We start from the raw sequence: 13809 nt of genomic DNA, 5'->3' as shown, positions 1-13809 counted from the left end.
AGCCGCGGTGCGGCTCCCCCTCAGTCGTTCAATGCACAGTTTCTAGCGTCGCCAGTCCTCGTACTCGTCTTCCTCGACTCGGGAATGCACATCCGAGTCAGAGTGGATGCCGCCACGATGGGAGTTGGACGAACCACCGGAGAGCTCTCTTTGCAGACTCTCCAAGTCCGTTGTCGGCGAGCTGTACTTGAGCTCACGAGCGACCTTTGTCTGCTTTGCCTTAGCCCTGCCTCGGCCCATGGCGGTGCCCCCTCGCGGACTTGCGGGGCGGCCTGGGGAAATTTGGCGGCCCCGTTAGAGTTGGTATTTCTTCCTGGCACACACTCTAGCGCGCGAATCGCCGCGATGCGCATACGGCACCACGTGTCGATGCCGGGCCCGGCGGCGCGACACGCCCGGGGCAGGGGTCCGCGCTGCCTGTACCTGCGCATATCCGTGCTCAGGCGAACTATCTTCGCGCTACGACACGAAAACAGTAGTGCTGCGCGTCATGGCCTCCGCGACGATTTCAGCGCCGCCGCCGCGTCGCGGTACACCTTCGGTGCCAATCCGGGCTCGTCCAGAAGAGTCTGCATCGCCGCGGCGTCCCGCCCCTCGAAGAGCATCCGCACCGTCACCGCGTGCCGTGGAACCGATTCGACCGTCACCGAATCACCGGCGGCGAAGACCCCGGGCTCGAGCACTCGGAAGTAAGCGCCCACATCTCCCCGGGCAGTGAATCGGCGAACCCACCCCGGCTCGCCCATCCACCGCGCGAACGTGCCGCAGGGCTTGCGTGCGATGGTTGCCTCCAGTGTCACCGTGCCGATGCGCCACCGCGTCCCGATCACCGCGTCGGTCACCGGGACGCCGCTGGTCCGCAGATTCTCGCCGAACCGTCCTGGCTCGACGGGCGCACCCAGCTGATCGGCCCAGTACCGGGCCTCTGCCTCGTCGTAGGCGTACACGGCTTGATCGAGACCACCGTGGAACTTGGTGTCGGAACAGTGGTCCCCGCCGATGCCGAGCTCGTGCACATCCACCGGGCCGTGCACGGGGCGCTTGTCGATGCCGCTGTCGACGACGCCGCGCCGCCCGAACGGGACGTCGGCATGCACCACGCAGACCGCCGAGACGGTCCCGGTCACCGGCCGCGAAGGCGATCGACGGCCGCGCGGCCGGCCTGCACGTCGTCGTACGAGGGGATGGAATCGGGGTCGATCGACGCCGCACACGGACCCGCCTCCAGGGCGGTGTCCACCGGAATCGTTCTCTTGACCAGCGCGAGGGCAACGGGCCCGAGCTCGAAGTGGTCGACAACGGTCCCCAGACGCCCCACCGCGCGGCCACCGGCGGTGACGGGGTCGCCGGTCACGGGCCGTCCGTCGGCGGAACCGTCGAGATGCAGGAGTACCAGGTGACGCGGCGGTCGACCGAGGTTGTGCACCCGCGAGACGGTCTCCTGCCCGCGATAGCAGCCCTTCTCCAGATGAACCGCGCCGAACTCGGCTGCACTGCCGATCCATCGGACCTCGTGCGGAATGGTCTTCTCGTCGGTGTCCACGCCCACCCGCGGTCGCACCGATTCCACCCGCAACGCCTCGTACGCCCACGTTCCGGCCGGGGCAGCACCGGCGTCACGGAGGCGAAGGAACCAGTCGCTCAGGCCTGCTCGGGGGACGACGACGTCGTACGAGTTCGGACCCGGCCAGGGCATCCGCCGGACGAAGCCGCCGCCGTCCACTGCCGACGCGCCGTAGATCTCGCTCGGAACGGGGAGGCCTGCCTTGTCGAGGATCGACGCCGCGTCGGATCCGAGGACGGAGAGAACGACGAGTTCGTCGGCCTCTCTGGGTTCGGCCTTGGCCCAGAAGACCATCTTCTTCAGGAACGACAGCAGATCCGGTCCCTGTGCACGTTCGGTGTCGATGTAGGTGACCCCGCCCAGATCGGTCTGAACGAAGTGATGCTCGATGCGGCCGTTGACGTCCAGGCTCAGGTTTTCGGCCGAGCTGCCGTCGGGCAGATCCGACACGAGTTGGCTCGAGATCGTGTTCAGCCAGCTCGAGCGCTCGTCGCCGCTGATGGCAAGCACGAATCGGTGGGATCGATCGATGACGGCGGCTGCGCTGACGGCACTGCGTTGTTCGCCGAACGGATTGCCGTAGTGCCAGGCGACGCCGGCATCGACGCTGTCGTCGGGAGAGGGCACTGCGCCGGGGAGAGTGAGAAGAGGACTCGGGGTGATCGTCACAGGATCGGACACCACTCCATAGTAGGAGCACCCGGCCACAGCCTTTAGGGTGGCGGCATGTCGGAGTCGGTAGTGGTGACGTTGGACGGCCGAGTGCACGACGCGGATCGGCCGTTGCTGTTCGCCGACGATCTGGCTGCCGTGCGTGGTGACGGCGCGTTCGAGACGCTGCTGGTGCGTGACGGCTCGGCCTGCGGCGTCGAGCTGCACCTGGCGCGTCTGGCCGTGTCGGCGGCGGCCCTGGATCTTCCCGTCCCCGATCCGGATGCCTGGCGCGCAGTGATCGAGCAGTCGGTCGGCCTGTGGACGGAGAACTCCACGGACGAGGGCGTTCTGCGGTTGGTGCTGAGCCGTGGTCGTGAGGGCGGCGGCGATCCGACGGCGTTCGTGACGCTGGGGCCACTGCCGGGTCGAGTGCGCAACGCCCGGGAGAACGGGGTGTCGGTGATGACGCTCGATCGGGGCTACTCGGTGGACTTCTCCGCCGGTGCGCCGTGGCAGCTGGCAGGCGCGAAGACGTTGTCGTACGCGACCAACATGGCCGCGCTGCGCCACGCCGCCCGCCAGGGCGTGGACGACGTGATCTACCTCAGCAGTGAGGGCAGAGTGCTGGAGGGACCCCGGTCGACGGTGGTGGTGGCGCGCGGTAAGACTCTCGTCACACCGTCGGTCGAGCAGGGCATCCTGGCGGGCACCACTGTTGCCGCCCTGTTCTCGGTGGCCGAGGCGGCCGGCTGGACGTGCGAGCACGGACATCTGTATCCAGCGGATCTCATTGCAGCGGACGGTGTTTGGCTGGTTTCGAGCGTCACGCTCGCGGCGCGGGTGACATCGATGAACGGCGTCGTTCTGGGTCGGCCCAGCCGCGCGGACGAGGTGCCCGAGATGGTCGATCTCGCGGTGGAGACCGTCCGGATTCTCTGAGGGCCCAATGGCCCTGTCGAAAGACTCTTCCCTACTACTACTCGTAGTAGTACATTCGAATCAGTCGCGGGCCAATGCCCTGACCTGCGGTGTTGCCCGTCACAGCTCGGGTGGAAGAGTTCGGAGTATCGATGGACGCGTTGGATGTCTCGCGGTGGCAGTTCGGTATCACCACCGTTTATCACTTCATTCTCGTACCCCTCACCATCGGCCTCGCGCCGATGGTGGCGGCCATGCAGACCATGTGGGTGATCACCGGCAAGGATTCCTGGTATCGACTGACCAAGTTCTTCGGCAAGCTGTTCCTCATCAACTTCGCACTCGGCGTCGCAACGGGAATCGTGCAGGAGTTCCAGTTCGGAATGAACTGGAGCGAATACTCACGATTCGTCGGTGACGTGTTCGGTGCACCCCTCGCACTCGAAGGGCTGGTCGCGTTCTTCCTCGAGTCCACGTTCCTCGGTCTGTGGATCTTCGGATGGAGCAGACTACCCAAACTCGTTCACCTGGCTACCATTTGGCTCGTCGCCATCGGCGTCAACGCCTCGGCCTTCTTCATCATCGCAGCCAACTCCTGGATGCAGCATCCCGTCGGCGCGATCTACAACGAAGAAACCGGCCGCGCCGAGCTGACCGATATCTGGGCCCTGCTCACCAACAACACTGCGCTGGCGGCCTTCCCGCACGCGGTAGCAGGTGCATTCCTCACCGCCGCAACCTTCGTCGCTGGCATCTCCGGATGGTGGATGGTCCGCGAGGCGCGCAAGAAGAAGGCCGAGATCGAGATAGCTGCGGTCCCGGCCACCGACTCGCGCCAGATGTTCCGATCGGCAGCGCGCATGTCGTTCATCGTCATGATCGTTGCGGGTGGGGCGCTCGCCATCACCGGAGACATTCAGGGCAAGCTCATGTTCGAGCAGCAGCCGATGAAGATGGCCTCCGCAGAATCGTTGTGCGACACCGAAACCGGAGCCAGCTTCTCGCTCCTGACCGTGGGTACCCACAACAACTGCGAATCCGTGGTGCACCTCATCGCGATCCCCGGTCTCACGTCGTTCCTGGCGGAGAACGACTTCGGTGCCACCGTGCAGGGCGTCAACCAACTACAGGATCAGTACGAGCAGCAGTTCGGACCGGGCAACTACAAGCCCAACCTGTTCGTCACCTACTGGGCGTTCCGGATGATGATCGGTCTGGCCGCAGGCTCCGCCCTGCTCGCTGTCGCGGGACTGTGGGTCACCCGAGGTGGCCGGATTCCCGACCAGAAATGGTTCTCGTGGCTGTCGCTGCTGGCCATTCCGACGCCGTTCCTGGCCAACAGTGCCGGCTGGATCTTCACCGAAATGGGGCGTCAGCCATGGGTTGTCGCGCCCAACCTCTCGGGAGTCGATCAGATCCGGCTCACCGTCGACCAGGGCGTCTCCGACCATCCCGTCGGCCTCGTCGTCGCCTCGCTGGTGACGTTCACACTGCTGTACGCCGCTCTCGGAGGTGTCTGGTTCTACCTGCTTCGGCGCTACGTCATCGAAGGACCTCTCGACCACGACGCGCATCCGCACGTCGACCCACCGGAATCGGAAGACGATGAGCCCAAGCAGCTCTCGTTCGCGTACTAGGGGATAGCAATGTCACTGCCCGAATTCTGGTTCTTCATCATCGCTTTCTTCTTCGTCGGCTACTTCGTGCTCGAAGGCTTCGACTTCGGCGTCGGCATGCTCATGCCCATTCTGGGTAGGCACCCCGACCCCGTGACGGGGGAGAAGCGTCGTCGCGCAGTTCTCAACACCATCGGCCCGGTCTGGGACGGCAACGAAGTCTGGCTCATCACTGCAGGCGGTGCCCTGTTCGCGGCGTTTCCCGAGTGGTACGCCACGTTGTTCTCGGGCTTCTACCTGCCGTTGCTGTTGATCCTGGTGGCGCTCATCCTGCGCATCTGCGCCATCGAATGGCGCGGCAAGATCGACGACCCGGTGTGGCGTCGTCGCTGCGACATCGGCATCGGCATCGGCTCGTGGGTTCCGGCGGTGCTGTGGGGCGTCGCGTTCGCCAACATCGTCCGCGGAGTCGCGATCGACGAGAACAAGAAGGTCACCGCAGGGTTCTTCGACCTCCTCAACCCGTACGCACTACTCGGCGGAGTAACGATGGCCGTGGTGTTCGCACTGCACGGTGCCGTGTTCATCGCGCTCAAGACCTCCGGCGACGTCCACGAGAACTCGGTGAAAATGGCAGCGTGGCTGTCGGTTCCGGCAGTGCTCGTCGGTGGAGCCTTCGCGCTGTGGACCCAACTCGCGTACGGGAAAACCTGGACGTGGGTACTCGTCGCGGTGGCAGCAGTGGCCCTGCTGCTCGTCGTCGCGCTGACGGCGAAGGTACGTGAAGGCTGGGCCTTCGTCTTCACCTGCATTGCCATCGTCGCCGTCGTCGTGCTGCTGTTCGCGTCCCTGTTCCCCAACGTGATGCCGTCCAGCACCGACGCCGCCTTCGATCTCACCATCGCCAACGCGTCGTCCAGCCCGTACACGTTGACGGTGATGACGTGGGCTGCAGCCTTCGCGGCACCCGTCGTCCTCGGCTACCAGGCGTGGACGTACTGGGTTTTCCGGCAACGTATTTCGAGCGCCCAGATCCCCGACTCGATCGGGCTGTCGGTGAAGTCGTGACCGCACCCACCACTTCGCGGACACGGCCGAAGGGCCCGGTCGATCCGCGACTGTGGAAGTACTCGCGCTCCGCCCGCGGCTACGTGCTCGTCACGGTCGCGCTGTCGACCGTGGTCACCCTGTGCATCATCGTGAGTGCACTGGCAATCGGACGCGTGCTGGCCGGCGTCATCACCGACCCGTCGGCCAGATCGTTGTCCGCATGGACGACGGAACTGGTCGTCCTGGCCGGTGCAACAGTGGTTCGGGTGCTCGCGACCGGAGCCCAGTCTCGTTACGCACACCGGTCGGCGTCGCGGGTCGTCGCCGAGCTGGAGATCGAAGTACTCACGACGGCAACGCGTTTCGAGCCTCGCGAGCTCGACGCCGAGCGCGAGGAACTGGCCGTCGTCGTGACCCGCGCCATCGGCGGACTACGGGCGTACCTCACCGGCTATCTGCCGGCGCTGGTGCTGGCCGTCATCGTCACCCCGTTGGTCCTGATCGTCATCCTCACACAGGATCTGACGTCGGCCGCCATCATCGCCGTGACCCTGCCGCTCATCCCCGTCTTCATGATCTTGATCGGCTTGCTGACCAAGGGCCGGGCGGCCGCCACGCTCACCACGATGACCAGGTTGTCTGCGCAACTGCTCGATCTGTTGGCAGGCTTGCCGACTCTGCGCGCGCTCGGGCGCGAGCACGGACCGGCCGCTCGCGTTCGTGCACTGGGCGACGCCCACCGTCGAACGACCATGCGCGCACTGAAGATTGCGTTCCTGTCGTCGATGGTGCTCGAGTTGCTCGCGACGCTGTGTGTAGCGCTGGTTGCCGTCGGCATCGGGCTGCGTCTGGTGTTCGGCGAGATGACACTCGAAGCCGGCATCATCGCGCTCGTCCTCGCGCCCGAGGTGTACTTTCCACTGCGCGCGGTCGGCACCCAGTTTCATGCGGCCGAGGACGGCGTCGAGGCAGCCGATCGTGCATTCCGGGTGTTGGACCGGCGAACAGCGCGGCCGACCGGTGGCCGCACCGTCGACGCGACAGCGGTCGACATCGAGCTGGACGGGCTCGGCGTTGCGAGTCGGGACGGAGCGGCACCAGCGGAGCTGAGTGCGCTGTGCCGGGCAGGCACCGTCACGGTCCTGACCGGACCGAACGGCGCAGGTAAAACGACTGCGCTGCACGCGATCCTGGGCCTGACTCCGCCGTCGACCGGCGCGGTGAGCGTCGGGGGAGTGCCGATCGCCGAACTCGATCTCGAACAGTGGTGGGCGCAGGTGGCCTGGCTCCCGCAGCGGCCGGTGTTGGTGCCGGGCACGCTCTACGACAACGTGACCCTGCACGGAATCCCCGACTCGGCTGCACTGGAACTCGCCTGCCGCTCAGCCGGATTCGACGAGGTGCTTCGAGAACACCCCGAGGGCTGGGACACCCGCGTCGGGCAGGGTGGGGTGGGGCTTTCGCTCGGCGAGCTACAGCGTCTCGCACTGACACGTACCTTCGTGTCCGATGCTCCGGTGATGCTGTTGGACGAGCCGACGGCACACCTGGATCCGGTGAGTGAAGCGACTGTGCTGCAGGCGGTTCGAGATTCCGCCGACCGCGGCGTCACTGTGGTGATGGTCGGTCATCGGCGTTCGGTGCTGCATGCCGCCGACCGCATCGTCGAGGTGCGCAGCGACTCGACCACGAAGCGGGAGTTCGAGCATGTCTGATCTGCGACGAGCGCTGGCGCTGTTCGAGCTTTCTCCGCGCAGAGTCGTACTGGCCGTGTTGGCGGGAGTAGCGACGCTGGGCAGTGCACTCGCCCTGGCGGCGCTGTCGGCGTGGTTGATCACCCGGGCGTGGCAGATGCCACCGGTGCTGGACCTCTCGGTTGCCGTCGTAGCCGTTCGGGCACTGGGTATCTCGCGCGGGGTGTTTCGGTATCTCGAACGCTTGACCACCCATGATGTGGCGCTGCGCGGAACGACGGCGGCCCGCACGAGAATCTACGAGAGATTGGCGAACGGGAACGGCGCGGTCGCACTGCGACGGGGTGACGTTCTGGCGCGCACCGGTGCGGACGTGGACGTTCTCGGTGACGTCGTCATCCGGGCCGTCGTTCCCATCTGTGTGAGCGTGCTGATGATGCTCGCGGCCGTGGGCCTGCTCGCGGGAATCGCACCTGCCGCCGCATCGATTCTGGCGGTGGCATTGCTGATCGCCGGCGTGGGTGCACCGATACTCGCGGCCCGGTCGGCGAGGATCGCCGAGGAAGCCGGTGCCGAAGCCGACGTGCGCTTCGCCGAGACAGCGGTCCGTGCACTCGACCATGCAGCGGAACTGCGAGTCGCCCGTCGTCTGGACGCGACACTCGCCGAAGCCGAGGGCGCAGCACACGACTCGGTGGTTGCGCGAGATCGCGCGGCGCGTCCGTCGGCACTCGCCGATGCCGCACAGCCACTGGCGATCGGAGCGTCGGTGATCGGGTCGTCGCTGATCGGCATCGGGCTGTACGGCCCGGACGGAGGCACGGCGGGCGGCATGACGCCGATGGCGCTCGCGATCATCGTGTTGGTTCCACTAGCCGCGTTCGAGGCGACCGCAGCTCTGCCCGCAGCGGCAATCGCACTGATGCGCGGCCGAATCGCGGCCACCCGAATCATGACCATGCTCGATGCGGCGCCGCCCCATGTGAGTGGCAGCCTGAACGGGTCGTTCCGCGGGCTCCACTCCTGCCCGACCCCTGCTACGAACTTCCGCGCACATGCGCGGAGCGCAATCATCGGGCCCAGTGGATCGGGAAAGACGACGATGCTTCGGGCGCTCGCCGTCGAATTCGGCTCGGATGCAGCGCTGTTCGCCGAAGACGCGCACCTGTTCGATACCTCGATTCTGGAGAACCTGCGAGTGGTGCGGGGCGACGTGGACGAAGACCAGGCAACGCAGGCATTGCGACGAGTGGGTCTCGGACCGTGGCTCGACGCGTTGCCCCAGGGCGTTCACACGACACTGATCGGTGGGGCGCAGGCGGTCTCGGGTGGCGAGCGTCGTCGACTCCTTCTCGCACGCGCACTGCTGAGCACCGCGCCCGTCGTGCTGTTGGACGAGCCGACCGAACATCTCGACAGAATCTCCGGCGAACGGATTCTGCGCGAGCTGCTCACCACCGACGACGGGCTGTTCGGTGCCGAGCGAACGGTGGTCGTCGTCACTCACCAATTGCCCGAGAACACCGACGCCGACCAGGTGATCGACCTCGGAGACAGGACTGCGAAAAAACCCTTTGCCGACTCCCGATCGCGGGCGTACGTTGGGAGTACACGAGAGAGGAGGTGGTCTGAAGTTGATGAACTCTAGGACGCGTGAGGTGGCTGTCAGCTAGCCGCAATCGCTGACGGATTCACTGCGAAGACCGCGCGAGCGGCAGGCGAATCCCAGGCAGCTACCCGGCCCCCGAGCCCCCGACCTGTCCGGTCGGGACCTGACAACAGGTATGGCTCGGGGGCCGTTCGCATGCGAACGGCCCCCGAGATCCGAAAAAGATTCTGCGTCAGCCGATGTAGCGGGTGAGGCGGGCCGACAGACGCGGTGCGAGCGGGCCGTCGGCGACGACACGTTCCTCGACGTACGCCAGATCCCCGCCCTCGACGATTCCGTACAGGCGGCGAGCTCCGCCCACCAGTGCGCCCGAGGTGCTGCGGATGACGACGTCGGTGGCAAGTTCCCAGGACGACTGAGTCAGGGCGTGACCGTAATACAGTTCGACGACGCCGGTGCTGTGTGTCAGCAGCAGCTCGACGACTTCTTCGTCCTTGGACCCCTTGACTCCGTCGCCGCCGCTGATGCGCCAGAACCCGGTCTCCCGAAGGTCGGGGTGCGCGTAATTACCGTCGGAATCGAGTCTCCAGGAGCGCGATTCCCAGCTGAGGTAGCTGCCGCCGTCGTGGGAGACGACGATCTGCTGACCGAAGGGATAGTCGGTGTCCGTTTCGGGATCGTGCCCCTCGCCCTGACCGCGCCACACGCCGACGAGTGGCAGCAGCGCCAGCATCGACGGGTGCAGATCGGGGCCGAGCCGCAGGTTTGCGGTGTCGTCCGGGTGAGGGATGTCGGGCAGCACCGGGATGTTGCGCGCCGACGCCTCGGCGAACTTCTGCTCGGCAGCCGAAATGGCTTGGTCACCGCTGGTGATAGGGGTGCCCACTCCGTCGTCGATGCTGTCGGGGTTGCCCGCGCCCGGTTCCGTCACGACTCGTCGTTGACCAGTCGGTAGACGACATAGAGCGAGAACGCGATGATGGCTACTGCCGCAAGCGCCAGCAATACCTCGAAGAAGATGACCACGGAACCGAGTTTAACCCGCGGCGAGACCGGTCGATGACAACGGTCCGTTTCCGCGCTGTGGCATTGGTGACACACCACCATTTTTGCGGCCCACAGTGCCCTGGATCACTTGCAGTGATGGCGAAACCGACGCGAACAGGTACCTTCTTCCCGGGGGCGTCGGGCTCTCGACTTCGAGAGCGCCGACGAATTCACTATCTGTGTCGAAAAGGCTGTTGTCTTGTAAGGCTGGGGAGGTCTCTGCAGAAATGCTGCGTCGTAAGCGTGTTCTGACATCGTCGTTCGGTTCCGTATTGGTTCGGTCGGCGGTTGTCACCTTGGCGTTGGCCCTTGCAGCTCCCGCTGCTGCGCTGGCCGCGCCCGACTCGGGATCGTCCGATTCGGGTTCGGCAGATTCGGGTTCGGCCGACTTCGGTTCGTCTCGGGGCCCGAACATCGATCCGAACAACTACGCGCAGGACTGCCCGGATGTACTGCTGTTGGCGGTGTCCGGAGCCACCGACTCGGACTCCGATCGCAATCCGCTCAACGAAGAAGCGCAGACGATCGCGTCGAACTGGGTCGGCAACGTCACCGTTCCGGTCGGTGAGGCGAACGCGGACAGCCCCGGCACCGTCGGCTGGCTCTACGTCCCGTATTCCTCCACCTACGGTTTCGACGTACTCGACAACGTGCCGACCTACCAGCAGTCGATCGCCGACGGCATCGCGTCGACCAATCGGTTGATGGACGAGTACAAGACCAAGTGCGGTGAGAAGACCAAGTTCGCGCTGCTCGGGTACAGCGTCGGCGGCGAAATTCTCGATCGCGTGACGATGGAACTCGGCCACCGTGACCCCAACGCTCTCGTCACGTCCGACGACGTCGTCGGTGTCGTCATGGTGGGGTCGCCCTACCGCCCGGCCGGCGTGCCGAACTTCGGTGACGAGGTGGGCCAGTCGCTCGGCGGCTTCATGGACCAGGCGCCGCGGGACTACGGGTCGATGACGGACAAGGTCACCTGGTCGTGTCGTCCCTACGATCTCGCCTGCGACTCGCCGGACAAGATCGAACTGCTGCAGCTGGCGCTCGGTGTACTCGGTCAGATGCGGTTGACGCTGCTCAACCCGGTGCAGACCGTCTCCGACTTCGGTCGGACGGTCGCCTCCATTGCCACCCGCGCGATCATCGATATCGCCACGAACAAGTCGTGGCTCGAGTCGGACGAGACGCTCCTGCAGGTTCTCGTCAAAGTCTCCGACCGGCAGTATCAGGTGGACGATGCGAAGGCTGCAGCAGCGCTGTCGCCCGATCAACTACTTGCCGATCTCAACTGGGCTCTCGGTCCGGGTGCCGAGACGGTGAAGGCGAAGTTGCGCGCCGAGGGCGAGGGCCTGGTGGAGAACAACAAGGGCATCGTCGACGTCGTGCTCGGCCCCTACTTGGCGATCGGCTTTCTGCAGCACCTGTCCTACTGGTACAACGACCCCAACGACGGGGTCGAGTGGGAAAGCGAAAAGATGGTCGCGTGGGTGACCGATCTCGCCCGAACCGAACGCGAGAAGAAGAACGCGCCTCCCGCGGTCGACCCGGCCACCCCCGAGACCCAGGCACCCCAGACCCAGGCACCCCAGACCCAGGCACCCCAGACCCAGGCACCCGAGACGCCCGCGCCCGCCCAGGAATCCCGGGTGCTGCCGGAGCCGGGGACGCAGACTCGCGTCAGCGACCTCGGAGCCTTCCTCGAATCCCAGGGCATCCCGGTACCTCCCGGCATGTTCCCGCCGCAGTACTCCACGGTCCCCGAGCCGGCGCGAGCGGTCGGCTAGAGCAACGAAAAGAACCCCGCACCTGGTTGCCAGGTGCGGGGTTCTTCTATGTGATCGGTTCGGTGACTCAGACCCCGACGGTGACGTCGGCCGAGTGCACGCCCGCGCCCTCGGGCGTGATGACGGTGTCGCCGTTGCCCGATGCGGACAACGCCCGCAGCGTCCATTGTCCGGGGGCAGCAAAGAAGCGGAAATCGCCGGTTCCCGACGCGACGACCTCGGCGGTGAATTCGCCGGTGCCGTCGAGGAGACGGACGAATGCGCCCGCTACCGGCTCACCGTCGCCGGCGAGGACACGGCCGGTGATGACCGTTTCCTTCTCGACGTCGACGCCTGCGGGGATGGTCTGACCCTGCACGGGTGCTCCACACATATCAGTGAACCTCCAATTCGATGGGTGCTCCGACGAGGGAGCCGTATTCGACCCAGCTGCCGTCGTAGTTCTTGACGTCTTCCTTGCCGAGGAGCTCCTTGAGCACGAACCAGGTGTGGCTCGAGCGCTCACCGATGCGGCAGTAGGCGATGGTGGCCTTGCTGTCGTCGTAGCCCTTGGTCTTGTACAGCTCTTCGAGTGCCTCGTCGGACTTGAACGTGCCGTCCTCGTTGGCGGTGGTGCTCCACGGGATGTTGATCGCGGACGGGACGTGGCCACGCTGCTGAGCCTGCTCCTGCGGGAGGTGTGCCGGCGCGAGGATCTTGCCGGAGAACTCGTCGGGGGAGCGCACGTCGATCAGGTTCTTGTTGCCGATGGCGTCGATGACCTCGTCGCGGAACGCGCGGATCGACAGATCCGGTGCCTCGGCGCGGTACTGGGTGTTCTCCCGGCTGACGACGTCCTTCGACAGCGGGCGGCCGTCGAGCTCCCACTTCTTGCGGCCGCCGTCGATCAGCTTGACGTCCTTGTGGCCGTACAGCTTGAAGTACCAGTAGGCGTAGGCGGCGAACCAGTTGTTGTTTCCGCCGTAGAGCACGACGGTGTCGTCGTTGCTGATGCCCTTGGCCGAGAGCAAGCCGGAGAACTGCTCCTGATCGAGGAAGTCGCGGCGAACCGGGTCCTGCAGGTCCTTGCGCCAGTCGAGCTTGACCGCACCTTCGATATGTCCGCCGTCGTAGGCGCTGGCGTCTTCGTCGACCTCGACGAAGACGATCTTCGGTGCGTTCAGGTTCTGCTCGGCCCAGTCGGCAGAGACCAGGACGTCGGAGCGAGCCATGGTGTTCCTTTCGGTCTTTCTTGTCGGATCAGGGGTAGTTGTCACGCTGCGGTGCGCGAGTTGCCGCGCAATCGAGCTGCGAGGGGGTAGATCATGCAGCCCAGGCACACTGCGAACGCTGCGTTGAGAAACGCCGCGAAGAGCGCGAAGCCTGTCGCTACGGTGCCGACGACGGGAGCGCCGAGAGCGAATCCGAGGACTCCGACGGCGGCGAACACGAAGCCCACCAGTTGGGCGAACTTCAACGGGGCCACCGGCTCACGTTCTGTGGTCGGTGAGCGCCGCGGCGCGACGAATGTCGCGTAGATCGTGCCGTACGGACTGTGCTTGGGTCCGCGGACGGCTCCGATTCCGAACACGATCGCCTGGAGCCCCAGCAGGATTGCCGCTGCGGGAACCGAGACCGTGCTCGCGAGGAGGACGACGACCAGAACTGCGGTGGTGATCCACGCGGCGAAGCGCGGACCACGGACGTCGACCTGGTCGATCGTGGTGGTGTGGGTGTCGGATGTCGACATCGAGAGGTACTCCTGTGCGAGGCCGGGGCACGGCTTGTCGCCGGTGCTCGGATGTGGATTTCGATCATCGGGCCGACATCACGCATGGGCGTGGCGGCAGACGGAAATCAGCAGCAGCGACAGCAACAACCGCCCAGTCGG

General features: G+C 65.6%; 13 protein-coding genes. 6 read left to right on the top strand and 7 right to left on the bottom strand.

Annotated elements, in window-relative coordinates; translation table 11 throughout:
- Positions 1-42: 42 nt before the first annotated feature.
- The 3 genes from JLZ96_RS08175 to JLZ96_RS08165 all read right to left on the bottom strand — a co-directional run bounded on the left by JLZ96_RS08175 (position 43) and on the right by JLZ96_RS08165 (position 2245).
- On the bottom strand, positions 43-240 hold the full coding sequence (locus tag JLZ96_RS08175; RefSeq protein ID WP_072692062.1) for a DUF3073 domain-containing protein: 198 nt from the start codon (positions 238-240) through the stop codon (positions 43-45).
- A 248-nt stretch (positions 241-488) separates the two neighbouring features.
- On the bottom strand, positions 489-1127 hold the full coding sequence (locus tag JLZ96_RS08170) for an MOSC domain-containing protein (RefSeq protein WP_057473677.1): 639 nt from the start codon (positions 1125-1127) through the stop codon (positions 489-491).
- Entirely contained in the window at positions 1124-2245 is a 1122-nt protein-coding gene (locus tag JLZ96_RS08165; RefSeq protein WP_032400972.1) for a folate-binding protein YgfZ, read from the bottom strand. Before JLZ96_RS08165 ends, JLZ96_RS08170 begins: the two co-directional genes overlap by 4 nt.
- Before the next feature lie 45 nt (positions 2246-2290).
- Here JLZ96_RS08165 and JLZ96_RS08160 point away from each other — a divergent pair, with 45 nt between their 5' ends.
- From JLZ96_RS08160 to JLZ96_RS08140, 5 genes are all read left to right on the top strand, one after another.
- Complete coding sequence (locus JLZ96_RS08160) at positions 2291-3157, top strand: aminodeoxychorismate lyase (protein ID WP_057473678.1); 867 nt, start codon at positions 2291-2293, stop codon at positions 3155-3157.
- Positions 3158-3288: 131 nt separating this feature from the next.
- Positions 3289-4773, top strand: coding sequence for a cytochrome ubiquinol oxidase subunit I (locus tag JLZ96_RS08155; protein ID WP_032386729.1), 1485 nt, complete (start codon positions 3289-3291; stop codon positions 4771-4773).
- Positions 4774-4782: 9 nt separating this feature from the next.
- Positions 4783-5820, top strand: coding sequence for a cytochrome d ubiquinol oxidase subunit II (gene cydB, locus JLZ96_RS08150; RefSeq protein ID WP_057473679.1), 1038 nt, complete (start codon positions 4783-4785; stop codon positions 5818-5820).
- On the top strand, positions 5817-7517 hold the full coding sequence (gene cydD / locus JLZ96_RS08145; RefSeq protein WP_057473680.1) for a thiol reductant ABC exporter subunit CydD: 1701 nt from the start codon (positions 5817-5819) through the stop codon (positions 7515-7517). The genes cydB and cydD overlap by 4 nt, the downstream gene beginning before the upstream one ends.
- The gene (locus JLZ96_RS08140) at positions 7510-9144 is read left to right on the top strand and encodes an ATP-binding cassette domain-containing protein (RefSeq protein WP_201009822.1); all 1635 of its coding nucleotides are present in this window, start codon (positions 7510-7512) and stop codon (positions 9142-9144) included. The genes cydD and JLZ96_RS08140 overlap by 8 nt, the downstream gene beginning before the upstream one ends.
- Before the next feature lie 193 nt (positions 9145-9337).
- Here the strand turns inward: JLZ96_RS08140 and JLZ96_RS08135 are convergent, their stop codons facing one another.
- Complete coding sequence (locus JLZ96_RS08135) at positions 9338-10003, bottom strand: FABP family protein (protein WP_236254077.1); 666 nt, start codon at positions 10001-10003, stop codon at positions 9338-9340.
- A gap of 376 nt (positions 10004-10379) precedes the next feature.
- Between JLZ96_RS08135 and JLZ96_RS08130 the strand changes: the two genes are divergently transcribed.
- Positions 10380-11939, top strand: a complete 1560-nt coding sequence (locus JLZ96_RS08130; RefSeq protein WP_201009821.1) for a cutinase family protein — start codon at positions 10380-10382, stop codon at positions 11937-11939.
- 67 nt (positions 11940-12006) lie between these two features.
- Here JLZ96_RS08130 and JLZ96_RS08125 read toward each other — a convergent pair whose 3' ends face one another.
- Genes JLZ96_RS08125 through JLZ96_RS08115 form a run of 3 tightly spaced genes read right to left on the bottom strand, consistent with a single transcriptional unit; the run spans position 12007 to position 13668 of the window.
- Positions 12007-12312 carry a DUF1416 domain-containing protein gene (locus JLZ96_RS08125; RefSeq protein WP_008719402.1) on the bottom strand — a complete coding sequence of 102 codons (306 nt, stop codon included), beginning with the start codon at positions 12310-12312 and terminating at the stop codon, positions 12007-12009.
- Position 12313: 1 nt separating this feature from the next.
- The gene (locus JLZ96_RS08120) at positions 12314-13150 is read right to left on the bottom strand and encodes a sulfurtransferase (RefSeq protein ID WP_027495862.1); all 837 of its coding nucleotides are present in this window, start codon (positions 13148-13150) and stop codon (positions 12314-12316) included.
- Positions 13151-13191: 41 nt separating this feature from the next.
- On the bottom strand, positions 13192-13668 hold the full coding sequence (locus JLZ96_RS08115) for a DUF4395 domain-containing protein (RefSeq protein WP_027495863.1): 477 nt from the start codon (positions 13666-13668) through the stop codon (positions 13192-13194).
- Between the last annotated feature and the right edge of the window lie 141 nt (positions 13669-13809).

It is taken from the genome of Rhodococcus sp. NKCM2511, from assembly GCF_014905595.1.
GTDB classification, from domain to species: domain Bacteria; phylum Actinomycetota; class Actinomycetes; order Mycobacteriales; family Mycobacteriaceae; genus Rhodococcoides; species Rhodococcoides fascians.
Note: the sequence above shows the minus strand (reverse complement) of the source record. Positions and strands in the feature narration are given on the sequence as shown.

What these genes read in the sequence shown, in the direction of transcription:
- JLZ96_RS08175 (WP_072692062.1), bottom strand. Translation starts at nt 240, where the DNA reads ATGGGCCGAGGCAGGGCTAAGGCAAAGCAGACAAAGGTCGCTCGTGAG.
- JLZ96_RS08160 (WP_057473678.1), top strand. Translation starts at nt 2,291, where the DNA reads ATGTCGGAGTCGGTAGTGGTGACGTTGGACGGCCGAGTGCACGACGCG.
- JLZ96_RS08155 (WP_032386729.1), top strand. Translation starts at nt 3,289, where the DNA reads ATGGACGCGTTGGATGTCTCGCGGTGGCAGTTCGGTATCACCACCGTT.
- cydB (WP_057473679.1), top strand. Translation starts at nt 4,783, where the DNA reads ATGTCACTGCCCGAATTCTGGTTCTTCATCATCGCTTTCTTCTTCGTC.
- JLZ96_RS08140 (WP_201009822.1), top strand. Translation starts at nt 7,510, where the DNA reads ATGTCTGATCTGCGACGAGCGCTGGCGCTGTTCGAGCTTTCTCCGCGC.
- JLZ96_RS08130 (WP_201009821.1), top strand. Translation starts at nt 10,380, where the DNA reads ATGCTGCGTCGTAAGCGTGTTCTGACATCGTCGTTCGGTTCCGTATTG.
- JLZ96_RS08125 (WP_008719402.1), bottom strand. Translation starts at nt 12,312, where the DNA reads ATGTGTGGAGCACCCGTGCAGGGTCAGACCATCCCCGCAGGCGTCGAC.
- JLZ96_RS08120 (WP_027495862.1), bottom strand. Translation starts at nt 13,150, where the DNA reads ATGGCTCGCTCCGACGTCCTGGTCTCTGCCGACTGGGCCGAGCAGAAC.
- JLZ96_RS08115 (WP_027495863.1), bottom strand. Translation starts at nt 13,668, where the DNA reads ATGTCGACATCCGACACCCACACCACCACGATCGACCAGGTCGACGTC.